The following is a 25510-nucleotide window of genomic DNA, read 5'->3' as shown; positions in this document are numbered from 1 at the left end:
GCTAGGCCGCTGCCAGTCGGGCACGGCCATGCGGGCGATCGAGATCGAGCGCCGGGCCGATCGGCACGATGCCGGTCGGATTGATCGTCTTGTGGCTGCAATAGTAGTGGTCCTTGATGTGGCGGAAATTCACCGTCTCCTTGACGCCTGCCGTCTGATAGAGGTCGCGCAGGTAGGCCGACAGATTGGGATAGTCGTCTATGCGACGGATGTTGCACTTGAAGTGGCCGACATAGACGGCATCGAAGCGAACCAATGTCGTGAACAGCCGCCAATCGGTCTCGGTCAGCCGATCGCCGAAGAGATAACGACCCCTGCCGAGACGGTCTTCGAGCATGTCAAGCGTTTCGAAAAGCCTGACGACATTCTCACCGTAGGCGTCCTGCGTCGTGGCGAAGCCAGCCTTGTAGACGCCGTTGTTGACGGTATCGTAGACGACGGTATTAACTTCATCGATGGCGGCGCGTAGATCCTGCGGATAAAAATCAACCGTTGAGCCGGTCAGATGATCAAAGGCGCTGTTGAACATCCTGATGATCTCGGAAGACTCGTTGTTGACGATTGTGTTGGCCTTCTTGTCCCACAGGACCGGGACCGTCACGCGGCCGGAATAGTGCGGATCGGCCTTCACGTAGATTTCCCATAGCGTCTTGGCGCCGAACAGATGGTCGCCGGTGGCGCCGTCACCGATCTTGAACTCCCAGCCGTTCGACAGCATGAGGGGATCAACGATGGAAACGGTGATGAGATCATCGAGTTTCTTGAGTTTGCGAAAGATCAGCGTGCGGTGCGCCCAAGGGCACGCCAGCGAAACATAAAGGTGGTAGCGGTCGGCTTCGGCCTTGAAACCGCCGGTACCGGAAGGGCCAGGGGCCCCATCTTCCGTAATCCAGTTTCGAAACTGCGAAGCGGCGCGCTTGAAGTGCCCCTTGGTTTCTGTTGTGTCGTACCAGACGTCATGCCAGACGCCGTCAACCAGCATGCCCATGTTGTGATCCTTCAGATTGTCTTGCGGCAGAACATATCGCAGCTCTTGCTTCTTTGCAGGCGGCAAAGATTGAACACAGCGTCACGTCGCGTGGTCTCCCGCTCAATTTCCGTTGGACGACCGAAATTTTTCCTGCTATCGGCCTTTTCACACTTCTGGAACCCGATTTGATGTTTGCACCGAGAAACCTACGACGACGCTGATGCTCCCGAACGCCGAAGGGCGTGCTCGAGATCCATCAATTCTGTCTATCCGGTTTCCGTCTCATCATGCACAAGCACGATCTGGTCTACCTCACTGAGGATGCGTCGCACGACGCTGCTATCGAACACATCAACGAAGAAGCATTCGGTCCCGGCCGGCATACGCGGGCCGCAGCCCGAATCCGCGAGCAGGGGCCACACGACCTTTTACTGTCCTTCATTTGCACCGATGACGGGGAGACGATCGCATCGGTACGAATGACGCCCGTCCAGGCCGGTTCGGTCAATGGACACCTGCTTGGGCCGCTAGCCGTTCGGCCGTCCCACAAGGGTCGCGGTATCGGCCGGGAACTGGTCCGGATTGCCGTCGAGGCAGCGCGGCGCAAGGGGTCAGAGGCGGTCATTCTCATCGGCGACCCGCCTTACTACTGCCCGCTCGGCTTCGAGAGGGTTGCCCACAATGCGCTGACGTTTCCGGGCCCGGTCGATCCGGCGCGCGTGCTGGTGGTGCCGCTCGCCGAGGATGCGCATGTAAGGCTCAAGGGAACTATCGGCTGGCGGAAATAGGTCGCGTGCGGTATTGAGCCTTCTGCCTGGGCGCGCGCTTGGCGTGATCTTTCAGTAACTTGAAGGGCTGAGCATGAGCAGCATTTCCATGGACGAGGCGCTGGATCGCGCCGGGACCGGTGCTTTCCAGCGGCGCTTGATCGGCATCTTCGGACTTGTCTGGACGGCCGATGCAATGCAGGTGCTCGCCGTCGGTTTCACCGCAGCCTCGATTGCAGCCACCTTTGGATTGACGGTTCCGCAAGCTCTGCAGACCGGCACGCTGTTCTTTCTCGGCATGCTCATCGGCGCCGTCGCCTTCGGCCGCCTGGCCGACAAGGTCGGACGGCGCCAGGTGTTGATCGTAACGGTTGCCTGCGATGCGCTTTTCGGCACGCTTTCTATCTTCGCTCCCGATTTTACCAGCCTGCTCGTTCTGCGCTTCCTGACCGGCATGGCAGTCGGCGGAACGTTGCCGGTCGATTACGCGATGATGGCCGAGTTCCTGCCTGCCAAGAGCCGTGGCCGCTGGCTGGTCGCGCTGGAAGGCTTCTGGGCGATCGGTACGCTGATCGTCGCATTGGCTGCCTGGGCTGCGAGCGTTGCCGGGGTGACCGATCCCTGGCGCTATATTTTCGCGGTCACCGCACTGCCGGCACTTTTGGGTCTGACGCTGCGCTTCTTCGTTCCTGAAAGTCCGCTCTACCTGCTTCGGACCGGACGGACAGGCGAGGCCAAGATGATCGTCAACAGGATGCTGGCGCTGCACCAAAAAGCGCCCCTGCGGTTCGACGACGAGATCGTCGCGACGCCACAGGTGGCGGAAGGGATCTTCTCCGAAGAGCTTCGTCGCCGAAGCGCACTGATCCTGGCGATCTGGTTCCTGGTTTCCGTTTCCTATTACGGCGTCTTCACCTGGATGCCGGCGAAGCTGGCCGGCGACGGGTTCGGCTTCGTCCGTGGATACGGCTTTCTGGTGTTCGTCGCACTTGCCCAGGTACCGGGCTACGCACTTGCCGCCTATGGCGTCGAGGCTTGGGGGCGCAGGCCGACGCTGATCGGTTTCTGCCTGCTTTCTGCGCTCGGGTGCCTGCTCTTCGTGGTTTCTCCAAGCGACATGCTGGTCGGCGCGTCGCTGCTGGTCATGAGCTTCGCGCTGCTCGGGACGTGGGGCGCGCTTTACGCCTATACTCCCGAGCTTTACCCCACTGCATCGCGGGCGACGGGCATGGGATCGGCAGGCGCGATGGCGCGTCTCGGCGGGCTGCTTGCTCCGTCCCTGATGGCATTCGTCGTATCAGGTGGATTGGGCCTGGCCATCGGCCTGTTTGCCGGCCTGCTGGTCGTGGCAGCCTTTGCCGCGAGGGCGATCGACGCAGAAACGCGCCAGGCAGCGCTCGGCTGACTAGCACCGGCAACGTGTGCAAAAACGTGTGCGGGCGGCCCATCCAGGCATCGCCATTGCCACTTCAAATTCGGTTGATCACAGAACTGTCATGCGCGGTCCCTAGACTTTGCCAGCGCTCTAAAGCGGACCTGTGGTGTCAATATTATTGGGGGTGGTTCGATGACCGAACATATTTCGCAGAAGCAAATCTTTCCGACCAGCCAGCTTGAGGATGCCGACGGCGATGGCCATAACCGCAGCGACAATCCCACCATGGGGGAGATCATTGGCCGGCGTTTCTCGCGTCGCGGTTTCCTTCAAGGATCGCTCGCCGTTTCGGCCATTGCCGCGACTGTCAGCCCAATCGCGCTGTCGAGCGCGCAAAAGGCTCGCGCGGCGGGCGGCTCGGCTTTCTCCTTCACTGAAGTCGAGGCCGGCGTCGATGCGGACCACCATGTCGCAGCGGGTTACGATGCCGATATTCTCTTGCGCTGGGGCGATGCCCTTTTCTCCGATTCGCCGGTCTTCGACCCGAAGAAGCAGTCGGCTGCCGCGCAGAGCCGGCAGTTCGGCTACAACAACGATTATGTCGGCTATATTCCGATCGATGGCTCGTCGCAGCACGGTATCCTCGTCGTCAATCACGAATACACAAACCCGCACTTGATGTTCCCCGGCCTGGTGACGATCGCCGACGGCAAGATCAAGCAGGCGCCGCTCACCAAAGAGCAGGTCGATATCGAGATGGCTGCTCACGGCGGCACGATCGTCGAGATCCGAAAAGCCGACGGCAAGTGGCAGGTCGTGCCGGACGGCAAGTACAATCGCCGCATAACCTCGGTGACCGAGACGGAACTGACCGGTCCCGTGGCGGGCCATGAGCGCGTCAAGACGTCCGCCGATCCTACCGGCACCAAGGTAATCGGCACGTTCAACAACTGCGCCGGCGGCGTCACGCCCTGGGGCACCTACATTATGGCCGAGGAAAATTTCCATGGCTATTTCTCCGGCGAACTGCCTGCCGATCACAAGGAGGCGGCGAACTATAAGCGCTACGGCGTGCCGGAAGGCGCCTATGAGTGGGCAAACTTCTATGACCGCTTCAATGTTGCTAAGGAGCCGAACGAACCCAATCGCTTCGGCTGGATCGTCGAGGTCGATGTCCTCGATCCGACGTCGACCCCGAAGAAGCGCAGCGCGCTTGGACGCACGAAGCATGAAGGCGCTGCATCGATCGTCGACAAGGATGGCCGCGTCGTCTTCTACCTCGGCGACGACGAACGTTTCGACTATGTCTACAAGTTCGTGACGTCGGGCACCTACAGTGCCAACGACCGCACGGCCAACATGACCCTGCTCGACGAAGGGACGCTTTATGTCGCCAAGTTCGCCGAGGACGGGACGCTGCAGTGGTTGCCTGTTGTCCACGGCCAGGGGCCGTTGAAAGCGGAAAACGGCTTTACCAGCCAGGCCGACGTGCTGATCGAGACCCGCCGCGCGGCGGACCTGCTTGGGGCGACGAAGATGGACCGGCCGGAAGACATCGAACCCAATGCCGTCAATGGCAAGGTCTATGTGATGCTCACCAACAACACGAAGCGCAAGCCCGAGCAAGTGGACGCGGCCAATCCACGTGCCGACAATGCCTTCGGCCATATCATCGAGATCACCGAGGATGGCGGCGCCTTCGGGGCAACCTCGGGCAAGTGGGAAGTGCTGCTGAAGTGTGGAGACCCTGCCGTCGCAGACGTCGGCGCTTCCTTCTCGACCGAAACGACGAAGAACGGCTGGTTCGGCATGCCGGATAACTGTTCCATCGATGCTGCCGGCCGCCTCTGGGTCGCGACCGACGGCAACAACAACAAGGCGACAGGCCGCACCGACGGTCTCTGGGCCGTCGACACCGAAGGCGACGCGCGCGCAACGTCCAAACTCTTCTACCGTGTTCCGGTGGGTGCCGAGCTCTGCGGCCCGCTCTTCCTGCCCGACGATGAGACGGCATTCGTAGCCGTGCAACATCCCGGCGACGGCGGCGACGACTGGTCGGGCCACGGTCGTGCGTCCTACTATGAGGATCTCTCCACCCGCTGGCCGGACTTCAAGGATGACATGCCGGTCCGACCGGCTGTCGTTGCGATCACCAAGGTCGGCGGTGGAAAGATTGCCGTCTGACAGCTGAAAGAAACCAGCGCTCCACCGTTCGTCGCGACGGTGGAGCATCGACGTCTGGCGGGTTCGCGTACCTTGTTTTGGCGTCTAGAGCCGCTCAGCGTTCAACTGAAGCATTCTGTTGGCTCTAACGGCCGGTCGATCAGGCGGCCCGTTTCAGCCAACCCGAAGGGCCGGGCACTTTCCGCCAGGATCAGAGGCGACCGGCTCGGACGCACATCGGGATATGACGTTTGCCAATCGCCTCTGCCCCGATGAAAACCTGCTCCGGCAGAACGCTTCAATTTAACCCTGAAAGGCTCTCGAGACGCTTGCGCAGAAATGTGCGGGTGCGGCCTTTCGGGAATTCAGGCAATTCGCCGAATATCTCGTAGCCTTGGCGCTGGTATGCCCGCAGCGCCTGCGGATTGAAGGTATCGATCCAGGCATGGCGGCAGCCGCGTGCGGCCGCTTCCTCCTCGGCCAAAGCAAGGATCTTGCCAGCCATGCCCTTGCCCCGTTCCTTGTCGGGAACGTACAGCAACTGCGTGAAGAGCCAGCCCCAGGCGGTATAGCCGGAAAGGCCGCCGGTGACGTTTCCATCGGTATCACGAATGAGAACCGCCAGCGGCCGGCGTTCGGAAGGGCCAACATCACCGAGATTGAACGCCGAGAGCGCGTCGCCGATCGTCGAGAGATCATCAGCAGCGGGCGAGCCTGTTACCTCAAACTCAGCCATGCCGCTAGCGCCCTTCGCGCCACCACATGGCACCGAAGGCAAGCAACAGCATACCGACACCGGCAAAGCCGGCAAACAGCGGCAGCGTGTTGATGCCTTTCAGCACCGTTTCGTTGGTGAGGTGGATCTGCATGCGATCGTTGTCGGCAACGCGGATCTGGCCACGAACCGGCAGGATCGGCGGAATGCTGATCGCGCCGGTGGTATCGGAAACGCGGGTGACAAGGCCTTTCGACTTGTCGGCAATGGGCTTCAACGCCTCGGTCGTCGAGATCATCGCCTTGAATTCCGGAGCATCGACCGCGCCGACGTGAACGAGCGTCGTCATCTCGCCGTTCCTGATTTCGAAGAGGCCGATCTCGTCCATCTTCTTCTCGGCTTTGAAGAGGCCGGGCTCGGCTTGCGTCAGCGGCAGCGTCTCCGTCTTGCCGGAGGGATAGCGTACCGTCGCGTTGCCGGGGTTGGCGCCGATCGTCTGGCGCGTGATCTCCAGCGTGCGACCGGATGCCCGAGCGGTCAGCGCCTCTTCCTCAAGGGCTGGCTCTTTCATCAGCCAGTGGGCAACGCGGCGATAGAGCGCCACATGCGGACCACCGCCCTCGAAGCCACGGGCCCACAGCCAGCCCTGGTCGGAGAGCAGCATGGCGACGCGACCCTGTCCGGCGCGATTGAGAACGAGGAGCGGATGGTTGTCGGCACCGACCATGACCGTCTGGCCCTGCGGCGGCTCGACATCGACACTGCGGAACCACCGGCCCCAATGAGGCGGCTCGTCGGCGGACCCGTCGAGGCCACGGGTGACCGGATGCTTGCGGCCTTCTTCCGAAAGCCTGGGATAGAAGGCCTTCTCGATCATCTGGCCGGTCGGGGCGGCCGGCAGCACGGACGACAGCGGCGTCAGCGCAATCGAATCCTGGCCGGCATGTTCGGGGCCGGCTGCGATCAGCAGGGCGCCGCCATTTTCCACATACTGGGCGATGTAGTCGTAATAGAGGATCGGCAGCACGCCACGGTGCTGGTAGCGGTCGAAGATGATCAGGTCGAAGTCCTTGATCTTGTCGACGAACAGCTCGCGGGTCGGGAAGGCGATTAGCGACAGCTCGTTGATCGGCGTGCCGTCCTGCTTTTCGGGCGGGCGCAGGATGGTGAAATGGACGAGATCCACCGACGCATCCGATTTCAGGAGGTTGCGCCAGGCGCGTTCGCCGGCATGCGGCTCGCCGGAGACAAGCAGAACGCGCAGGTTCTCGCGAATGCCGTCAATCACATGGACGGCGCGGTTGTTTGCCTCGGTAACCTCGCCCGGAAGGCCGGTGACCGAAAATTCGAGAACGTTGCTGCCGCCGCGTTCGACCTTGAACGAAAACGGCGTGTCGCGACCGGGCGTGGCCTGGAGCGTGGCGATCTCATTGCCGTTGAGCTTCACCGTGACATTGGCCGTGCCGCCGGGGCTTGGGCCGTCGTCGAAGACGCGCAGCAGCAATTGCTGCTCCTCGTTGACGATGCCGAAACGGGGTGCCTTGACGACTTCGATACGGCGGTCGAATTCGTTGGCTTTACCCGTGATCAGGCCGTGGATCGGCGCATCGAAGCCAAGTGCCTGGTTGACGCCGGGAACGTCATGGACTTCGCCGTCCGTCAGCATGATCGCGCCGCCGATGCGCGCGGGCGGCACATCCGCGACAGCCGCGGAAAGCGCGTTGAACAGCCGGGTCGAGGGTGCGTCGGAATCGTCCGGTTCCGTCGCGTCGACGTAGCGCGGTTCGACATTGGGGAAGCGAGCGAGACGCTCCTTCAACTGCGCCAGGGCATCGTCGGTCATCTTGATGCGTTCAGGCGTCTGCTGGCTCTGGCTGCGGTCGACGATGACGGGCACGACGGTCGACAGTTGGTCGCGATCTTCCTGCAGCAACAGCGGGTTGGCGAGGGCGGTCAGCAAAGCAAGCGCAGCAATCGAGCGGATCCAGGCACCGCGCACACGACGCCAGATGGCAAAGGCGGCGGTGGCGACGACAATGATTGCCAGACCCGCCAGGACCGGCCAAGGGATGAAAGGCGAAAAATCAACCGTCATGTCACTGTCCCAACCGTTCCAGGAGAGCGGGAACATGGACCTGATCGGTCTTGTAGTTGCCGGTCAGCATATACATCATGATGTTGACGCCGCTGCGGTAGGCGTACTCGCGCTGCGTTTCATCAGGCGGAACCGTCGGCAACATGGGCACCCCGTTGTCGTCGACGGCCCAGGCGCCGGCAAAGTCGTTGCCGGTGATGAGGATCGGCGAAACGCCGTCTGCCGTGCCGGTCGACTTGGCATCGGCGGCACGATTTTCCTGTCGCGCTTCGATCCACAGGGGGCTTCCGGTGTAGCGGCCGGGGAAGCTCGACAGAAGGTAGAAGGATTTCGTCAGAACGTGGTCCGATGGCACTGGTTCCAACGGCGGAATATCGAGATTGGCAAGGATCTGCTGCAGCCGCTCGCCATTGGCGCTGAGAGAGCCGCCATTGTTGTCGAGTGCGCTGAACTGGTCGCGTGTGTCGAAGAGCACAGTTCCGCCGGAGCGCATATAGGCGTCAATCTTGTTGATCGCCGCGGCCGAAGGCATCGGCGCGGTCGCCGAGACGGGCCAATAGATGATCGGATAGAAGGCGAGCTCGTCCTTGGTGAGATCCAGACCGACAGGTGGAGACGGCTCCAGTGTGGTGCGATAGGTCAGGAAGTCCGTCAGGCCCTCGAGCCCCCGTTCGGAGATACGATCGACTTCCTGTTCGCCGGTAACGACAAAGGCAAGGTGCGTATTGTCGAGCCGCTGGAAGATCGGCTCGTCGCCTGGCTTGGCGTCATCTGCATGCGATTGTCCGGGCTGCAGCAAGAAAGCCGCACTGACCGCAACGGCGACAAGCGCCGCCGTGCGGGCCGCTGGGCGCAGCCGCGAGAAGGCGCCGCTCATGAACATCACGATCAGGCTGTCGGCCAAAAGCAGCAGCAAGGCGATCAGGAACAGGGCAGGCTTTGCAGACCAGGTTTCGCCGCCGATCAGTCCCTCGCGCACGATGGTGATCCCCGACGTGTCGAGCGGCCTCAGTTCGGCGTTCTTCGGCAGCACGTTCAGAGCGGTAAATCCTTCCTCGGAGCCATACAGGCCAGGCGGGTTGTCAAAGCTGGCAAGCGGCGTGACCTTCGCGTTGGGGATCAGCGGACGCGCTGTGCCGGTCTCGGTCGTCAGCGCGCCCTTGGCAGTCAGCAGGCGGAAGGGTGGCAACGCCTCGGCGCTCGAAGCGCCATTCGCTTCGGCGTTGACGCCACCCGAGCGCGACAACTGGACGAGGCGGCGCAGCATCTCGACGAAGTTGCCCGAAATCGGCAGGTTGGACCACGTGGCCTCGGCGCTGACGTGGAAGAGGACGATCCGGCCGGCATTGATCGGCTTCGTGGTCACGAGCGGCGTCCCATCGGCAAGGCTTGCCCAGGTGCGCTCGGCGAGATCAGGCGTCGGCTCGGCGAGAACCTGACGCTTGATGGTGACGTCCGTCGGCTTCGGCATTCCAGCGAACGGGCCGAATCCCGGAAACTCGGCCAGCGGCTGCGGTTCGGCCCACGACAGCGCGCCGCCAAGCGCACGCTCGCCCTGGCGCAGCGTGACCGGAACCAGCGGGTCGTCGGCGGGAGCGGCGGCAAGGCGCGGCCCGGCAAAGCGGATCAAGGTTCCGCCATTCGCGATCCAGCGCTGTAGCGGTGCGTAGGTTTCCTGGGGCAGGCGGCCGATGTCGGCCATGATGATCACGGACGGATTCTGCGTCAGGAGATCCGGGATCGAGGACGCGAGATCGGGCGTGTTCGGCTCTATCAGATCGGCATAGGGCTGCAGGGCGCGCTGAATGTAATAGAGCGGCGAAAGCAGCGGCTGGAACGTATCGCCGACTTCGCCGGACAAGAGGACGACGCGGCGGCGCTTGAAGCCATCATCGAGCAGGTGCACCGCGCCTGCCGTGGCGTGGCTGTCAATGCTGACGCGCGCGAAGTCGTTGCGCATTTCAAACGGTGCGGTGATCGATCCAGTGGCAACGCTCTGCCCCTGTTGGAAGTCGATCGAGCCGGCCGCGATTGCGCGACCTTGTGTATCCTGCGCAGTGATTTGCAGCGACGCGGCACCCACGTTGTCGAGGCGCGTGGCGGTCACCGTCATCGCATCCGCGGCATTGTTGGCTGACGTGATGGCGATCGTCTCGGCCGCGTCGCCGGAAACCAAGCGCAACTGGGCAGGCGAGAGATCGGAAAGTTGGCGGATCGTTGCGTCGCTGTCGCTTGCGGCGGCGCCATCGGTGAGGAAGGCGAGGGTGCCGGGATGGACGCCGTTCAAGGCGGCACGCAGCGCCTCAAACGCGCGCTGGCGGTCGGGCACAAGCGGCTTCGGCTCCGCGGCGCGCAGCTTGTCGCGGGCAACGGACGCCGTTCCCGGAACCGCGTCGTTGGTCGGATCGGCGGTGAAGGCGATGGCAACAGGGGTCCCGGCCGCTTCCGCGTCGTCAATCAGCGCGTCGGCGGTCTTGACGCGCAGATCCCAATCCGGCGACGTCGCCCAGCCATTGTCAACAAAGAGCACGAGCGGGCCGCTGGAAGCGATTGAATTCGCGCGTGGATTGAAGACAGGGTCGGCGATCGCCAGGATGACGGCCGCAGCAAGCAGCATGCGCAGCAGCGTCAGCCACCAGGGGCTCTGGGCCGGGGTTTCCTCTCGCTTGAGAACCGTCGCGAGTATCTTCAGAGGCGGGAAGACTTCGCTCTTCGGGCGCGGCGGCGTCAATCGCAGCAGCCACCATATGATCGGCAGGGCGACGAGCGCGCCGAGGATTGCTGGATAGGCGAAAGCGAAGGGAAGGGCGTTCATGGCTGCCCTCCATGCGTCGCCCTTGCCGGCATACCCGACAGATACATGTGAACGGCGACCAGTGCTTCGGAGGCGAGATGGTCGGTGCGGTGGCTGACAAAGGTCCAGCCCATGTGGCGCAGCGCCTGGCCAAGATCGTCCCTGCGGCCGAGATAGGCGCGGGTATAGGCTTCGCGGACATGCTCGGCGCGGCCGGATGTCAGTTTCGAACCGGTCTCGGGATCGGTGAATTCGGTGCGGCCATCATAGGGGAAGAGCTCTTCGGCCGGGTCGGCGATCTCGATCACGTGGCCGCGCAGACCGCGCCGCGCCAAGGGACCGATGCGCGCCATGACCGCACGCGCATCGTCGAGGAAATCACCGATCAGCACAAGTTCGCTCCAGCCGCGAATCATGGCCGTTTCTGGCAGGCCGCCGCTCAGCGGGGCATGCATCAATGCCGTTGCAAGTCGTTCTGCGGCGTTGCGCGCGGCGACCGGTTCCATGACGCCTGGGCATCCGATGCGCTCGCCGGAGCGCGCGAGAATCTCTGCAAGCGCCAGCATGATGACGAGTGCGCGACCTTCCTTCGAGGCGTTCCCGAAAGTCGATTTGTACATCATCGAGGGAGACATGTCGGCCCAGAGCCAGATCGTATGGGCCGCCTCCCACTCGCGGTCGCGGATGTAGGTGTGGTCGTCGCGCGCGGACCGGCGCCAATCGATGCGGGACAGGCTCTCGCCCTCGGTATAGGGACGGAACTGCCAGAAATTCTCGCCGATGCCGCGTTTGCGGCGGCCATGCCAACCGGCGATCACCGTGTTGGCGATCCGCTTGGCCTCGACCAGACAATCCGGCACCAGGCTTGCCCGCTGCCTTGCGCGGGCAAGGGCGTCGTTGCCCGAAGTCGGATTGACGATCTGTCCGATGGGTGCCACGCAGACGCTTCCTTATCCCTTGGCCTGCTTGACCAGCCCGGCAATGACATCACGAACCGACATGCCTTCTGCGCGCGCCGCGAATGTCAGCGCCATGCGGTGCTGCAGGACGGGTTCGGCGAGTGCGTGGATGTCGTCTTCAGACGGTGCGAGGCGACCCTCGTAGAGGGCGCGCGCCCGGGCGCACAGCATCATGGCCTGGCCGGCACGTGGGCCGGGACCCCAGGCAACGTTCTTGTCGGTCGAGGCATTGCCCTGACCCGGACGAGCGGAGCGGACAAGCGCCAGGATGGCATCGACAACCTTGTCGCTGACCGGCATCTGGCGGATGAGCGTCTGGATTTCGACGAGGCGCTCGGCATTCAGGATCGCTTGCGGCGCCGTTTCGCCGATGCCAGTCGTCTCGAGCAGGATCTGTCGCTCAGCAGCAAGCTCCGGATAGTGGACGTCGACCTGGAGAAGGAAGCGGTCGAGCTGTGCCTCGGGCAAGGGGTAGGTGCCTTCCTGCTCCAGTGGATTCTGAGTGGCGAGGACGTGGAATGGGGCCGGCAGGTCGTAGCGATGACCGGCGACGGTGATGTGGTACTCCTGCATGGACTGCAGCAAGGCCGACTGCGTGCGCGGCGACGCGCGGTTGATTTCGTCGGCCATGAGGAGCTGGGCGAACACGGGTCCCTTGACGAAACGGAAGGAGCGGCGGCCGCTCTCGTCCTGGTCCATCACCTCCGAGCCAAGAATGTCGGACGGCATCAGATCCGGCGTGAACTGGATGCGGTTGGAGGCGAGGCCAAGCACTTCGCCGAGCGTGGTGACGAGTTTGGTCTTGGCGAGACCCGGCACGCCCACCAGCAGGGCATGGCCGCCCGAGAGAACCGCAAGGAGGGTGTTCTCGACGACGCTTTCCTGGCCAAAGATCACCTTGGAGACTTCGCCCCGGACGGCGGCGATATCTGCAAGTGCCTTCTCGGCCGCGGCGATGATCGCCTTTTCATCAAGCGGGGCTTCGGTCTTCATCATACCCATTAGTCATCTCCAGCGGCTGATATCATTCGTCGCGAATCGGCAGACTTACACGCAAGCCTCATACCAGATAGAGTTATGGAGTTGTTGCGGGCTGACAAGTTGGTTCCGAATGACTATCTCGTGACCTTCTGGAGTTAAAGACAAACCGGGACAGAAGAATGGCAGCCGAAGAGATCAAAGCAACGACGGACGCGGCCGGTCTTGCAGCGCTGATTTCACGCGCCGCCGGCGATGCGGGCGCCAAAGCGCGGGGGCTTCCTCCCGTCGATCGATGGAACCCGCCCTTCTGCGGCGATATCGACATGGAAATCCGCGCCGACGGCACGTGGTTCTACATGGGAACGCCGATCGGCCGGGCGCCGCTCGTCAGACTGTTTTCGACCGTCCTGCGCAGGGACGAAGATGGGAAAACCTATCTTGTAACGCCTGTGGAAAAGGTCGGCATCCGGGTCGCAGACGCACCCTTCGTGGCGGTTGAAATGAATGCCGGCGAAAGGGATGGCGAGCCGTTGCTGACGTTCCGGACCAATGTCGGCGACGTGGTCGAGGCCGGAGCGGAGCATTCTCTCCGCTTTGTAATTCACGGCGAAAACAGCCAGTTGAAGCCTTATCTTCACGTGCGCGGGCAACTGGAGGCGCTGGTTTCTCGCCCCATTATGTACGAACTCGTCGAACGCGGCGAACGCCTTGAGGTCGATGGCAAGATGATGTTCTGCCTTCGCTCCGGTGGCGTGACGTTTCCTGTCATGGCGGCCGACGAACTGGATAAACTCTCCCGATGAGCAACGTTTTGACTGACCGCCATGCGCTCTATTCCGCGGCCGAATTTCGGCGTCGCGCGCTTCATCAGAGCGGCGGACCGGTGGATATGTCATGGCGTGACCACGGCGATCACATTCTCAATCCTGATATCGTCGCGCAGGTGGAGTCCTTCAAGCTTCGTGATGCTGCGGTCCTTGTGCCGGTGATCGACGACGGGGACGAGGCGCATGTCATCTTCACGCAGCGCACCGCGACGCTGCGCAAACATTCCGGACAGATCGCGTTTCCGGGCGGCAAGATCGATGCCATCGATGGATCCGCTGAAAGAGCGGCAATCCGGGAAACCGAGGAGGAAATCGGTATCGACGGGTCGTTTGTCGAGACCGTGGCGCGGCTTCCGAACTACCTCGCCTCGACTGGCTTTCGTATTACGCCGGTGCTCGCGGTCGTGCGGCGCGGCTTCGAATTGAAGCTTAACCCCACCGAGGTGGATGACGTCTTCGAAGTGCCGCTGTCCTTTCTCATGAACCCGGCCAATCACAGCCGCGACAGGCGTGTGCTCGACGGTCTCGAACGACATTTCTACCGGATGCCCTATGAAAGCCGGATGATCTGGGGCATTACCGCGGGCATCGTCCGCACCCTCTATGAAAGGCTCTATGCATGACCAACCTTGGCCAAAAGGCTTGGTTCAAGGATCCGGCGCTGACGCGCGTGTTCGCGCTGCTCAACGCCGACGGCGGAGAGGGGCGCGTCGTCGGCGGGGCGGTTCGCAACAGCCTCATGGGGCTTTCCGTCAGCGATATCGATGTGGCCACGACTCTCACGCCCGAACAGGTCATCAAACGCGCCGCCGCCGCTGCTATCAAAGCCGTTCCGACAGGCGTTGCACATGGCACGGTGACCCTTGTCATCGACGGCAAGCCCTTCGAAGTCACGACGTTGAGGACCGATGTCGAGACCGACGGACGCCGGGCCAAGGTTGCCTTCAGCTCGGATTGGCAGACTGACGCGGAGCGGCGCGACCTGACGATCAATGCGCTTTATGTCGACTCCAAGGGCGACGTGATCGACCTGGTCGGTGGACTTGCCGATATCGAGAAGCGCAACATCCGCTTCATCGGGGACGCCGCGACGCGTGTTGCCGAGGACTATCTGCGTATCCTGCGATTTTTCCGGTTTTTCGCCTATTATGGTTCGGGCCGTCCGGATGCCGATGGGCTGAGGGCGTGCGCATCGGCTCGCGCCAAGCTGAAAACGCTTTCTGCCGAACGGGTCTGGTCGGAACTGCGTAAGCTGCTCAGCGTGGAGGATCCCGGGCGGGCGCTCTTGTGGATGCGCCAGGTCGGCGTGCTCAGCGAAATCCTGCCGGAGACGGAGAAGTGGGGGATCGACACCATTGCGACGCTGATCAACACGGAGAGGGCGCTTGGCTGGAAGCCGGACCCGCTTCTGCGCCTCGCCGCCATCGTTCCTCCCGATGCCGATCGCCTGGAGAAGATGGCAACACGCCTCAAGCTCGCCAATGCCGAGGCCGCCTATTTCAAAGCGTGGACCAAAGCGCCTGTTATCAATGATGAATTGTCTTCGGCCGCGTTTGCGCGGCTGCTCTATCGGCACGGCGCGGACGGGATTGCAACCCGCTTGAAACTTGCGCTGGCAACGGCGCGGGGCAAGGCACAAGCCGACATGCAGGAAATGGCTCGCTCAGCAAGGCTCGGCAAGCTGCTCGAACTGGCTGAAAACTGGAAAAAACCACAGCTCCCGATCAATGGCGGCGACGTCATGGGCGCGGGCGTGCCGGCCGGCAAGCAGGTCGGTGAGACGCTGTCGGCACTGGAAAACTTCTGGGTCGAGGAAAACTTCACGCCGGACCGGGCGGCGCTGCTCGCCCGGCTGAATGATCTGACAAAATAGCTCAGGCCGCCGTCGCCTCGTTGCGGATCCGAGCCTTGATATTCTCGATCATGTTTTCGCGGATGACGGTTTCGCCGTGGGCGTTGCGCATATGCTCGACAGCGCGGCGGACGATTTCGGCATCGTCATTTGCCCGGGTATGCCATTCGCATCCGGGGACGAGCGTGCCACATTCGAAGAGTCTCATTCTTTCCTCCTTCTTTCGGATTTCAACGACATCACGCGCTGCGTAATGCCTGAATGTTCGAAGCGGTAGGAAGGTTCCGGCCGGCGCGAAGGACCGGCCGGTTTTTCATTTTCTTGTTAATCGGGCATCGCCCAGGCTCTGTAGCAATCGATTGCTGCTTTGCTGTCCTGGATCTTTGCCAGACGATCAAGTTCTTCCGGCGTCTTACCGCCGGCCAGCTGAAGCTTCACTTGCTCGATAAAGCACGAAAGTGGCAGATCGGACCCACTCTTCGCCCGAAACCCTTCGGCAATCCGGCTCAAAAACTCCGGCGTTTCGATGGGCGGGCGAGGCTCCGGAGCACCCGCCGGTGCTGCAGAGCTGCTTTGTATCGTCATGACAATCCTCCTCCGATTGTTACGCGTACATGCATGAACTTAGTAGTCCCGTCTCCGAATTTAAGCCCTCCCGGCGTTTTTTTGTGAGGTCACGGCCAGCGGACGAGCGGGGGTAGGGATGAGAGAATGGACTCTACGTTTCCTCCTGTCTTGAGGCCAAAGATTGTACCTCGATCATAGAGCAAATTGAACTCAACATAGCGTCCACGGCGAATCAATTGTTCGTCACGATCCGCCTCTGTCCACTGTTTATTGACGTTGGCGCGAACTATCCGTGGATAAACCATGGCAAATGCCCTTCCGACGTCGCGGGTGAAGGCGAAATCGGCGTCAAAGCCGCCGGCCTCCTCACTGGAATGCAGCCAATCATAGAAGATGCCGCCGATGCCGCGCGGCTCGTTCCGGTGCTTGAGGAAGAAATACTCGTCGCACCACGTCTTGTAGGCGGCGTAGTCGGCGACAGCGGCGTGGCTGCGGCAGGCGATCTCCATGGCCTTGTGGAAGAGCTGGCTGTCCTCGTCTTCCTGCGTGCGGCGGCGATCAAGCACCGGCGTCAGGTCGGCGCCGCCCCCAAACCAGCGGCTCGAGGTGACCACCATGCGCGTGTTCATGTGAACGGCCGGCACGTTGGGATTGACAGGATGGGCGATCAGCGAAATGCCCGAAGCCCAGAAGCGAGGGTCCTCCTTGGCACCAGGCATTTGGGCGCGCAGGTCCGGCGCGAACTCTCCGTAGACGGTGGAGGTGTGCACCCCAACCTTCTCGAAGACGCGGCCGTGCATCATCGACATGCGGCCGCCGCCGCCTGCACCATTTTCGCGCGACCACTCCTTCGCCACGAAGCGGCCCGGCTCTCTATCGCAGAGCGGGCCGGAGAGTTCGTCTTCCAGCGCTTCGAACGAGGCGCAGATCGTGTCGCGAAGACTTTCGAACCACGCCCGGGCAGTCGACTTCTTCTCTTCGATGTCATCCGGCAGGCCGATCGGAAGTTCGGGTCTTTCCATTCTATCTCTCTCCGAGCGGGCCGCCAGTCGACTCGCGCTTTCGTCTGTGCTGCTCTGATAGCAGGTGGGGCAGGGTCCTGCCAGCAGAGCAGGTGATTGAGGCTTCCTCAGATTCGACTCGCAAAACGCGATTTTCGATATTACCTTTTTCGAACAGAGGTAGGCTCATGACGAAAATTCCTGGACCTCCGTCGTTCGACGGTCTCAAGCGACGGATTGCTACCCACCGGGCGGAAGGCACGCCCCGGAAGAACGATCGTTTCGTGCGCCAAACCTATTGCCTCAATCTCCTCGAGGCCCGCGCCAAGGCGCGCGAATGGTTCGACGAATATCCCAAGGCTGCATATTGGACGGAAGTCGAAAGCTGGCGCCAGCTGGAAGGCGACCAGATCGAATTCACGATGCGCCGGCTGCCGTCGGCCGACTGAGCGGCCTTACTCGGCAGCGCCTTTCAGCCTGCTTTCGATGAGCAGTCCGCTTTCGTCGAGGATCGGGTGTGCGACCGAAACAATGTGGGCGTTGATGCGCTTCAGGTCGCGCAGCATGTCCAGATGCAATGAGCTTGTCTGCAGGCTGTCAGCGCGACCGTCGCGCAGGCGCTCCAGATGTCGTTCCGAGGACTGCTTCTCCATCCGGCGAACCTCGACCTTCACCTCCATCAGCTGCTTGGCAAGGTTGAAGTCGCGGGTGACGAGGATCGTCTGGGCGATGCGCAGATTGTCGATCGTCAGGTGGAAGAGCTTGCGCAGTTCCTCGAAGCCCTCCTCGGAGAATTTCAGCCCCAGCGAAACCTTCTTCGTCACCTGCGGCGTCAGGCCCTTCTCGATGATGTCACCGATATGTTCGAGGTTGATCGCGTAGTCGATGATGACGATGGAACGGCGACCATCCTCTTCACTCAGACCGGCGTGGCCGAGCTTGGACAGGTAGATTTTCACCTCCTGCTGCAGGCTGTCGACCCGCTTTTCCAGCGACGGGATTTCCTTGAGCTTCGCCAGCTCGTTGGTTTCAAAAGCGTTCGAGGCGCGCAACAACATGCGTTCGATCAGATCGCCGACGCCGAGCACTTCCCGTGTCGCGCTGGCGAGGGCGACAACAGGCGTCGAAAGTTCATGCTGGTCGAGGTATCTCGGTCCGCTGTCCGGCTGCGTGTCGTCGGGCACCAGTCTTAGCATCAGCCGCGAGAGGGGGCGCGAGAAGGGCCAGGCAAGCGCCGCGAGGATCAGGTTGAAGCCGAGATGGGCGTCGACCGGCAGTTTTGCCGGCGCCAGCGGCAGCGTTGCCAGCAGTTCCGCTCCGTAGCCTGCGAGCGGCAATGCGATCAGGCAGCCGATTGCCCGCACGATCAGATTGCCCAGTGTGACGCGCTTGGCGGCTGCTGGCCCGCCGAGCGAGGCAATGACCGGGGCAAAGGCGCCGCCGAGATTGGCGCCGAGCACCAGCACGATGACCAGTCCGGCCGACAGGATGCCCGTCGAGGCAAGCGAGAGAATGAGGACGACGGCGGCAAGGCTCGACGACGAGATGAAGGCGATGCCAGCGGAAAAGACAAGTGCGACCGGCCAGGCATTGTCGAGCAGGGCGATGAAGGCGCCAAGCGCCGGCGACTGGCGCATCGGCTCGGTGGCGCTGCTGAGGAGATGCAGCGACAAAAGCATCAGGCCGATGCCGATCAGCGCCGTGCCGCCGCCCTGGCGCGACGACGAGGCGCTGCGATGAAGGATCATTCCGGCAAGGATCACCAGAGGAGACAGCCACGCGATGCCGGTGGCGACGATCCAGGCGGTCACCGCGGTTCCGACGTTGGCGCCGAGCAGGACGACTTGCGCCATGCGCGGCTTCACCAGCTCGCGCTCGACGAAGGAGGCGACCATCATGGCCGTCGCAGTCGAGCTCTGCAGCGCCACCGTGGCGACGAAGCCGGACGCGAAAGAGCGCAAGCCACTGCGGGTGCCGGTCGCAAGGCCGCTGCGCAGTCGCGCTCCAAACGCTCGGGAAACGCCGTCCTTTACCTGTGCCAGGCCGAACAGTAGCAGGGCTACCGCGCCGAACAGGTTGATCATCACGATCGTCGATTCCATTCTACCGTTGCTTTTGCCTCTTATGCGAACAGGCGCCCTCCTGTTCGAATCTCTCTTTGCCAAGTGATTGAAAACATGGCCTTCCGGACACGTTTTTAATTGTCCGGCTAAAAACTATACGCCGCTCAGGAAAATTCACAACGCCGTTCGCGACATATTCTGAGGCTGTATCGGCATTTGCGTCACCGGGGCTAAAAATCAACCCCAGACGGTCTGCCGCATGGCTTCTCCGACGATCATCGCGGCCGAGACGGCAACATTGATCGAGCGTTGACCTTCAACCATCGGAACAAGGATCCGGGCGTCGGCTGCCGCATGCACGTGGTCCGGGACGCCGGCGCTCTCGCGGCCGAAAAGCAGGATGTCGTCGGCGTGAAACGAAAAGTCGGTGTAACGGCCGGACGACTTGGTGGATGCCAGCACCAGGCGCCGGCCGGTGTTCTTTCGCCAATCTTCGAAGCGATCCCAATTGACGTGGCGGGTGAGGGCGGCTGCGGCGATGTAATCCATGCCGGCCCGCTTGAGGTTGCGGTCCGATATGTCGAAGCCCGCCGGCTCGATGATATCGACGGCAAAGCCGAGGCAGGCGGCAAGACGCAGGATGGTACCGGTATTGCCGGGGATGTCAGGCTGATAGAGGGCTAGTCTGAGATCTGCCATGGCGCGGTCGTCTTCTTCGGTTTTCGTCGAAGCACACCTATTGCAACTGTGATTTCGGTGCAACAGGACGCATTTTGACCCTGAAATGTTCAATTTCCGGCAGATCGGGGCTGGAAATTTCATCGAATTCGCGTTATCGGTGCATATCTTTTAATCGCCAGCAGGGAGCGCCAAGATGGAAATATTGCCGCGTATGCGCTCTCGACGCGTGAACCCACGAGTGGCGATCTGGCACGCCTAGTGCCATTTCTTTCCTGAATTCCCATTTGTCATCCATTGCGCGGCTGAAGTGGCCTCGCCCCGTGAACGTCCGGTTCCCATATGAGCTCAAGCGCCCCCTTTTGCGCGAGCCGGGAGGCCGGAACTGCGAAGTTTCGGAGCATTTTCATGTTTGGCTGGTTCGAACAGCGACTTAACCCCTTCCCGAGCGAGGAGCCGGTTGCTCCTCCAAAGGGCCTTTTTGCTTTTTGCTGGCACTATACGAAGCCGGCAGCACCGTGGCTTGCCATCATGGCAGTCCTGACGGCGCTGATCGCCGTCGGTGAGGTCGCTCTCTTCCAGTTCCTCGGCGACATCGTGGACTGGCTGACGAATGCCGACAAGGCAACGTTCCTGCAAACGGAGTGGCCAAGGCTGGCATGGATGGGAGCGTTGATCCTCATCGGCCTGCCGCTGGCGGCGGGCATAGATTCGCTCATCATGCATCAGGTGCTTCTCGGCAACTACCCGATGATCGCGCGCTGGCAGATGCACCGCTTCCTGCTGCGTCACAGCATGACTTTCTTTGCCAACGAGTTTGCCGGACGCGTTGCGACGAAGGTGATGCAGACCTCGCTTGCCGTCCGTGAAACGACGATGAAGATCCTGGATGTCTTCGTCTATGTCGTGACGTATTTCCTGTCGATGATCATCGTCATCGCTGCTGCCGACTGGCGGCTGATGATCCCGATCCTCGTCTGGCTCGCCGTCTACGTCGCCATCGTGTCCTACTTCGTGCCACGGCTGCGCAGGATCGCGGCGCAGCAGGCCGATGCGCGCTCGATCATGACGGGTCGGGTGGTCGACAGCTACACGAACATCGCAACGGTCAAGCTGTTTTCGCATGCCGGCCGCGAGGAGACGTATGCGCGTAGCGGTATGGAGGAGTTCCTTGGAACCGTCCATGCGCAGATGCGCCGCGTCACGTTGTTTCACATCGCCGTCTACATCAACAACTGCGTGGCGTTGTTCGTGGTGTCGGGCCTGTCCATCTGGTTCTGGCTGAACGGACAGATCTCCGTCGGCGCCATTGCCATCGCAATCGGTCTTGCCATGCGCGTCAACGGCATGTCGCAGTGGATTATGTGGGAGGTCTCGGCGCTGTTCGAGAACATCGGCACGGTCTATGACGGCATGGAGATGATGACGAAGAAACACGACATCGTCGACCAGCCGGGCGCGCCGAAACTGTCTGCGAAGAAGGGTGCAATCCACTACGAACGCATCCGCTTCCATTACGGCAAGGGCAAAGGCGTCATCGACAGTCTGTCTCTCGACATCAAGGCGGGCGAGAAGGTCGGTCTGGTCGGTCGTTCCGGCGCCGGCAAGACCACACTGATGAACCTGCTTTTGCGCTTCTACGATCTGGAGGCTGGCCGCATCACCATCGATGGGCAGGACATCTCGACCGTTTCTCAGGAGAGCCTACGCGAACTGATCGGCGTCGTGACGCAGGATACCTCCCTGCTGCACCGTTCGATCCGCGACAACATCGCCTATGGCCGCCCCGAGGCGACAGATGCCCAGGTGATCGAAGCTGCCAAGCGGGCCAATGCCTGGGAATTCATCGAAGGGCTTGTCGACCTGCAGGGCCGCAAGGGGCTCGACGCGCAGGTTGGCGAGCGTGGTGTGAAGCTCTCCGGCGGTCAGCGCCAGCGCATCGCGATCGCCCGCGTCTTCTTGAAGGACGCGCCGATTCTGGTTCTCGACGAGGCGACATCGGCGCTCGACTCCGAGGTCGAAGCGGCGATCCAGGAGAACCTGTTCGCGCTGATGGAAGGCAAGACGGTGATTGCAATCGCGCATCGCCTGTCGACCCTGACCGAGATGGACCGCCTGATCGTCCTCGACAAGGGTAGGATCATCCAGGCCGGCGCCCATGTCGAGCTTGTCGAACAAGGCGGCATCTATGCCGACCTGTGGAACCGGCAATCGGGCGGCTTCCTGGCCGATCATTCCGAAGAGGCGGAAGAGGCAGCCGAATAAGCCAGAAGCCCTCCCTGCAGATGCGGAGAGGGCTTTTCTTTTGGGTCTATGGATGCGGGGGTCACAGGCTGTCTGCCCAGTCTTTCACCCGGTTTCCTTCGACAAGCATGCTATTGGTCGACGCAAGCGTACGCAATGCGAACAGACGCCGCTCTTCCTCACGATCGATCCACGCAGAGATCGCCTCGCCAATAGCTTGGTCGTAGGATATTTCCAACTGTTCAACGAGTGCATCAAGTCGTTCCGCAAGGGGCAGCGGAATACTCGACATGATTGCCTTTCTTGCTTGCATCGCGGCCGTCTCCCGTAAGAATCCATTGTACCCCGAGATTGTGACGAGGTCAGTCTCATTCAACGACGATGCCGTTGTTGTTACCGATTGTTACGAAAATATAGGGTTGCGCCCTGGGGCCGTCGCTTTCCCGCTCCGGCTATTAAGTCTATATCGCAAATATGCTGATAAAACGACTCCTCCGTGCTTTCGAAAATTGGATTAGTCCCTTTGCGCCGCGGGAAAACATTCAACCACCGCGCACAACGTTTGGATTCATCTGGTTCTATATTGGTCAGGCGAAGGCGCCGTTCGTGGCGATGCTCGTGCTCGGCGGGATGTCGGCGGCAATCGAGGCGGCACTGTTCTGGTTCGTCGGGCGGCTCGTCGATATTCTCGCGACGATCACGCCGGCGGCAGGCTGGAGCGGTCTGCTTGCCGCGCACGGCGCCGAGTTGTTCAGCATGCTCGTTCTTATCGGCATTGTCCGCTTTGTCGTCGCGCTGTTGATTGCGCTCGTCGATCAGCAGGTGATCACACCCGGCTTCTACAACCTGGCGCGCTGGCAATCCTATCTGCATGTTTCGAGGCAATCGCTCTCCTTCTTCCAAAGCGATTTCTCGGGTCGCATCGTCACCAAGGTCTGGTCGGCCGGGCAGGCCACGGGCGACCTGGTCACGTCGCTGATGGAGAGTGTCTGGTTCGTCGGCATCTATGCGGCGACGACGCTGGTACTCGTCGCAGGGCTCGATTTCTCGCTTGCCGCGGTCGTGCTCGGCTGGCTGTGCGCCTTCGGCGTTCTGGCGCGCTATTTCGTGCCGCGCATCCGGTTTCATTCCCGCCAAACAGCTGAAGCCGCCTCGATGATCAACGGGCGCATGGTGGATGCCTACAGCAATATCCAGACCTTGAAGCTGTTTGCGCGCGATGAGGAGAGCGACCGCTACATGCGGCAGGGCTTCGACTTCTATCAGGAGACGGTGCTGCGGTTCACGCGCTTCATCACCGGCGTACGCGCCTCGATGGCGCTGCTGTCGGGCATCATGATCGTCACGATGGCGGCTCTCAGCGTGCATTTGTGGCTGGCCGGCCTTGTCAGTTCCGGTGCTGTGGCGTTCTCGCTTGCGCTTGTCTTGCGCCTCAACTTCCTTCTGGGTCGGCTGATGACCCAGTTCAACGGCATCATGCGCAACCTCGGCACGATCCAGAACGCTGCCGAGCTGATTTCGCAGCCGCTCGGACTGGTCGATCGCCCCGACGCGCCCGACCTTGTCATCCGACATCCCGGCATCCGCTTCGAGAACGTCTCCTTCCACTACGGCAGGCAAAGCGGTGTCATTGACAACTTTTCGCTGACGATCGAGCCGGGGGAGAAGGTCGGCATCGTCGGGCGCTCCGGTGCTGGCAAGTCCACACTGGTGAACCTGCTGTTGCGCCTCTACGACCTCGAAGGCGGACAGATATTGGTCGATGGCCAGGACATTGCAGCGGTCCGGCAGGAAACCCTGCGCATGCAGATCGGCGTCGTCAGCCAGGATACGTCGCTGCTGCATCGCTCGGTCCGGGACAATATCCTGTTTGGGCGCCCTGATGCGGGCGAGGCGAGGCTGATGGAGGCGGCACGGCGCGCAGAAGCGCTTGGCTTCATCGAGCACCTGCAGGACCAGAATGGCCGCAAGGGCTTCGATGCGCATGTCGGGGAACGTGGCGTGAAGCTCTCCGGCGGTCAGCGCCAGCGCATCGCGATCGCACGCATCATGCTGAAGGATGCGCCGATCCTCGTTCTCGACGAAGCCACCTCGGCGCTGGATTCCGAGGTGGAAGAGGCAATCCAATCCAACCTGATCGGCCTGATGCAAGGCAAGACGGTGCTGGCCATCGCCCATCGGCTCTCCACCATTGCCGCCCTCGATCGATTGATCGTCGTCGACGAGGGCGAGATCATTGAAGAGGGAACACACGAGACCCTGCTGAAGCATGGCGGTCTTTATGCCGAACTCTGGGCGCGGCAATCAGGCGGGTTCCTCGCCACCGATTTCGAGGCGTCGACGCCTGCGTCAACGGTCGAGCGCAAACTCGGCCATGAGGCCAAAGTGGTTTGACCCCATATTGTCTTTTATCCGCTCGACCGTTTTCAGACGCAGCGGAGGGCGGGCGAGGACGTGGTCGATGCCGATGCCGAGGCGGCCCGCCCTGATCGGCCAGGTGGCCGGTTCCGGAAAGACGGAGTGAAAGCCGGTCCTGCGCATGAAACGCTGGATGTGCGGGTCGACGATTGCGGAATTGAAGTCTCCGGCAAGAACGAGCGGGCCGTCGATCGCACCTGCCGCCGAGCTGAGATCGACGAGTTCGTCTGTCTGGAAGTCGTCGAAATAGGGTTTGGCGAGGTGGGCTGCCAGGAAGTTGATCTTGGTTCCGTCGAAGTCGATCGCAGAGCGCGTCAGCCGGTTGCGCCAAAGCTCACCCAGGCTGCTGACCTTCTTGTCGACAAACGGTCGCTTCGAGAGGACAAGCGTGTCGCATTCGTTGGTCTCCGCACCGCAGCCTATGTGATAGGGATATGCGCCAGACAGGCGCAAAATGTGCGGGCGAAGGGGTGCCGCCTCCAGGATGTTCACGACATCGGCACTCGAGGCGATGATGAAATCCGCAATACGGGCTGCGTTGGAGACGTTCTCGTGCTCGATATTGAAGGACATCAGCCTGAAAAGCGGTGGCGTCTCGGCAGGTGCCGGGGGTGCCTCAAACTCTCGCAGCATGATCACGCCATGTCCGAGCACGATCACGGCGACGGAAAGCAGCATGTAGGCATACCAGTGCCGCTTGAGGCGCAGAAGCACCAGGCACCCTGTCATCGCAACCAGACCAAAGTGGATCTGAAAGCTATAGACGAAGGCCAGAAGCCAGACGTGTGTGATGTAGCGCAAAGACATCAGCGCCAGCAACAGCGAGAGGAGGACACTCCCTATGCAGTATAAAGTGTCTTTCATCGGCGGGCGCTGGGATAGGGAGAGGTTTGTGGCGGTCGCCTAGCACGAGGTTGGAATTGGTGCAATGCACAACTGTGGCAAGCATGTGATTGTCTTCGAAAATCATCTGAAAATTCCCGCGACATTGTGCCCACATGGCCTTGCCAAGGCTGGACATAATTTGCGATCAAGCTTAGA

At 61.6% G+C, this 25510-nt stretch carries 21 protein-coding genes and 1 pseudogene; 9 read left to right on the top strand and 13 right to left on the bottom strand.

Translation table 11 applies throughout. From position 1 onward, the window contains the following. Nucleotide 1: 1 nt before the first annotated feature. Entirely contained in the window at nt 2–988 is a 987-nt protein-coding gene (locus ACSQ9D_RS12415) for a glutathione S-transferase family protein (protein ID WP_436282471.1), read from the bottom strand. Nucleotides 989–1190: 202 nt separating this feature from the next. Between ACSQ9D_RS12415 and ACSQ9D_RS12410 the strand changes: the two are divergent. The 3 genes and pseudogenes from ACSQ9D_RS12410 to ACSQ9D_RS12400 all read left to right on the top strand — a co-directional run bounded on the left by ACSQ9D_RS12410 (nt 1191) and on the right by ACSQ9D_RS12400 (nt 5296). Continuing rightward, nucleotides 1191–1758: pseudogene (locus tag ACSQ9D_RS12410) on the top strand (GNAT family N-acetyltransferase). A gap of 73 nt (nt 1759–1831) precedes the next feature. Beyond that, nucleotides 1832–3142 (top strand): MFS transporter, encoded by a 1311-nt coding sequence (locus ACSQ9D_RS12405; RefSeq protein ID WP_436282470.1) that lies wholly within the window; start codon nt 1832–1834, stop codon nt 3140–3142. 162 nt (nt 3143–3304) lie between these two features. Further along, the gene (locus ACSQ9D_RS12400) at nt 3305–5296 is read left to right on the top strand and encodes a PhoX family protein (protein ID WP_436282469.1); all 1992 of its coding nucleotides are present in this window, start codon (nt 3305–3307) and stop codon (nt 5294–5296) included. A 277-nt stretch (nt 5297–5573) separates the two neighbouring features. Here the strand turns inward: ACSQ9D_RS12400 and ACSQ9D_RS12395 are convergent, their stop codons facing one another. From ACSQ9D_RS12395 to ACSQ9D_RS12375, 5 genes are read right to left on the bottom strand one after another with little or no spacing between them, the layout of a single operon-like run. Continuing rightward, complete coding sequence (locus ACSQ9D_RS12395) at nt 5574–6011, bottom strand: GNAT family N-acetyltransferase (protein ID WP_436282468.1); 438 nt, start codon at nt 6009–6011, stop codon at nt 5574–5576. Between the two features lie 4 nt (nt 6012–6015). After that, a complete protein-coding gene (locus ACSQ9D_RS12390) occupies nt 6016–8085 on the bottom strand; it encodes a hypothetical protein (protein WP_436282467.1) in 2070 nt (689 codons plus the stop codon). Nucleotide 8086: 1 nt separating this feature from the next. Further along, nucleotides 8087–10900 carry a DUF4159 domain-containing protein gene (locus ACSQ9D_RS12385; protein ID WP_436282466.1) on the bottom strand — a complete coding sequence of 938 codons (2814 nt, stop codon included), beginning with the start codon at nt 10898–10900 and terminating at the stop codon, nt 8087–8089. Further along, a complete protein-coding gene (locus ACSQ9D_RS12380; protein ID WP_436282465.1) occupies nt 10897–11817 on the bottom strand; it encodes a DUF58 domain-containing protein in 921 nt (306 codons plus the stop codon). Before ACSQ9D_RS12380 ends, ACSQ9D_RS12385 begins: the two co-directional genes overlap by 4 nt. 12 nt (nt 11818–11829) lie before the next feature. Then, nucleotides 11830–12840 (bottom strand): AAA family ATPase, encoded by a 1011-nt coding sequence (locus ACSQ9D_RS12375; protein ID WP_436282464.1) that lies wholly within the window; start codon nt 12838–12840, stop codon nt 11830–11832. A gap of 158 nt (nt 12841–12998) precedes the next feature. On the opposite strand from ACSQ9D_RS12375, the gene ACSQ9D_RS12370 reads away from it, so the two are divergent. The 3 genes from ACSQ9D_RS12370 to ACSQ9D_RS12360 are packed head-to-tail and all read left to right on the top strand — an operon-like array spanning nt 12999 to nt 15519. Beyond that, nucleotides 12999–13622 (top strand): DUF1285 domain-containing protein, encoded by a 624-nt coding sequence (locus ACSQ9D_RS12370; RefSeq protein ID WP_436282463.1) that lies wholly within the window; start codon nt 12999–13001, stop codon nt 13620–13622. Then, nucleotides 13619–14269, top strand: a complete 651-nt coding sequence (locus tag ACSQ9D_RS12365; protein ID WP_436282462.1) for a CoA pyrophosphatase — start codon at nt 13619–13621, stop codon at nt 14267–14269. Before ACSQ9D_RS12370 ends, ACSQ9D_RS12365 begins: the two co-directional genes overlap by 4 nt. After that, nucleotides 14266–15519, top strand: coding sequence for a CCA tRNA nucleotidyltransferase (locus tag ACSQ9D_RS12360; RefSeq protein ID WP_436282461.1), 1254 nt, complete (start codon nt 14266–14268; stop codon nt 15517–15519). Before ACSQ9D_RS12365 ends, ACSQ9D_RS12360 begins: the two co-directional genes overlap by 4 nt. Nucleotide 15520: 1 nt before the next feature. Here ACSQ9D_RS12360 and ACSQ9D_RS12355 read toward each other — a convergent pair whose 3' ends face one another. From ACSQ9D_RS12355 to hemF, 3 genes are all read right to left on the bottom strand, one after another. Further along, complete coding sequence (locus ACSQ9D_RS12355) at nt 15521–15706, bottom strand: DUF1059 domain-containing protein (RefSeq protein WP_037118210.1); 186 nt, start codon at nt 15704–15706, stop codon at nt 15521–15523. A 116-nt stretch (nt 15707–15822) separates the two neighbouring features. Further along, on the bottom strand, nt 15823–16083 hold the full coding sequence (locus tag ACSQ9D_RS12350) for a hypothetical protein (RefSeq protein WP_047519799.1): 261 nt from the start codon (nt 16081–16083) through the stop codon (nt 15823–15825). Between the two features lie 89 nt (nt 16084–16172). Next, a complete protein-coding gene (gene hemF, locus ACSQ9D_RS12345; RefSeq protein WP_436282460.1) occupies nt 16173–17087 on the bottom strand; it encodes an oxygen-dependent coproporphyrinogen oxidase in 915 nt (304 codons plus the stop codon). Between the two features lie 167 nt (nt 17088–17254). Here hemF and ACSQ9D_RS12340 point away from each other — a divergent pair, with 167 nt between their 5' ends. Further along, complete coding sequence (locus tag ACSQ9D_RS12340; RefSeq protein WP_037118207.1) at nt 17255–17515, top strand: hypothetical protein; 261 nt, start codon at nt 17255–17257, stop codon at nt 17513–17515. Nucleotides 17516–17521: 6 nt separating this feature from the next. Here the strand turns inward: ACSQ9D_RS12340 and ACSQ9D_RS12335 are convergent, their stop codons facing one another. Together ACSQ9D_RS12335 and ACSQ9D_RS12330 are read right to left on the bottom strand one after the other, a co-directional pair. Continuing rightward, a complete protein-coding gene (locus tag ACSQ9D_RS12335; protein WP_436282459.1) occupies nt 17522–19168 on the bottom strand; it encodes a Na/Pi cotransporter family protein in 1647 nt (548 codons plus the stop codon). Between the two features lie 198 nt (nt 19169–19366). Further along, nucleotides 19367–19828, bottom strand: coding sequence for a tRNA (cytidine(34)-2'-O)-methyltransferase (locus ACSQ9D_RS12330; protein ID WP_436282458.1), 462 nt, complete (start codon nt 19826–19828; stop codon nt 19367–19369). 387 nt (nt 19829–20215) lie between these two features. On the opposite strand from ACSQ9D_RS12330, the gene ACSQ9D_RS12325 reads away from it, so the two are divergent. Beyond that, a complete protein-coding gene (locus ACSQ9D_RS12325) occupies nt 20216–22072 on the top strand; it encodes an ABC transporter ATP-binding protein (protein WP_436282457.1) in 1857 nt (618 codons plus the stop codon). Between the two features lie 61 nt (nt 22073–22133). On the opposite strand, the gene ACSQ9D_RS12320 is transcribed toward ACSQ9D_RS12325, so the two are convergent. Continuing rightward, nucleotides 22134–22343, bottom strand: a complete 210-nt coding sequence (locus tag ACSQ9D_RS12320; protein ID WP_037118488.1) for a hypothetical protein — start codon at nt 22341–22343, stop codon at nt 22134–22136. 182 nt (nt 22344–22525) lie between these two features. On the opposite strand from ACSQ9D_RS12320, the gene ACSQ9D_RS12315 reads away from it, so the two are divergent. Beyond that, entirely contained in the window at nt 22526–24445 is a 1920-nt protein-coding gene (locus ACSQ9D_RS12315) for an ABC transporter ATP-binding protein (RefSeq protein ID WP_436282456.1), read from the top strand. On the opposite strand, the gene ACSQ9D_RS12310 is transcribed toward ACSQ9D_RS12315, so the two are convergent. After that, nucleotides 24401–25333, bottom strand: a complete 933-nt coding sequence (locus tag ACSQ9D_RS12310; protein ID WP_436282455.1) for an endonuclease/exonuclease/phosphatase family protein — start codon at nt 25331–25333, stop codon at nt 24401–24403. The genes ACSQ9D_RS12315 and ACSQ9D_RS12310 overlap by 45 nt on opposite strands. Between the last annotated feature and the right edge of the window lie 177 nt (nt 25334–25510).

Source organism: Rhizobium sp. LjRoot258 (genome assembly GCF_964254185.1).
In the GTDB taxonomy this organism is placed as follows: domain Bacteria; phylum Pseudomonadota; class Alphaproteobacteria; order Rhizobiales; family Rhizobiaceae; genus Rhizobium.
Note: the sequence above shows the minus strand (reverse complement) of the source record. Positions and strands in the feature narration are given on the sequence as shown.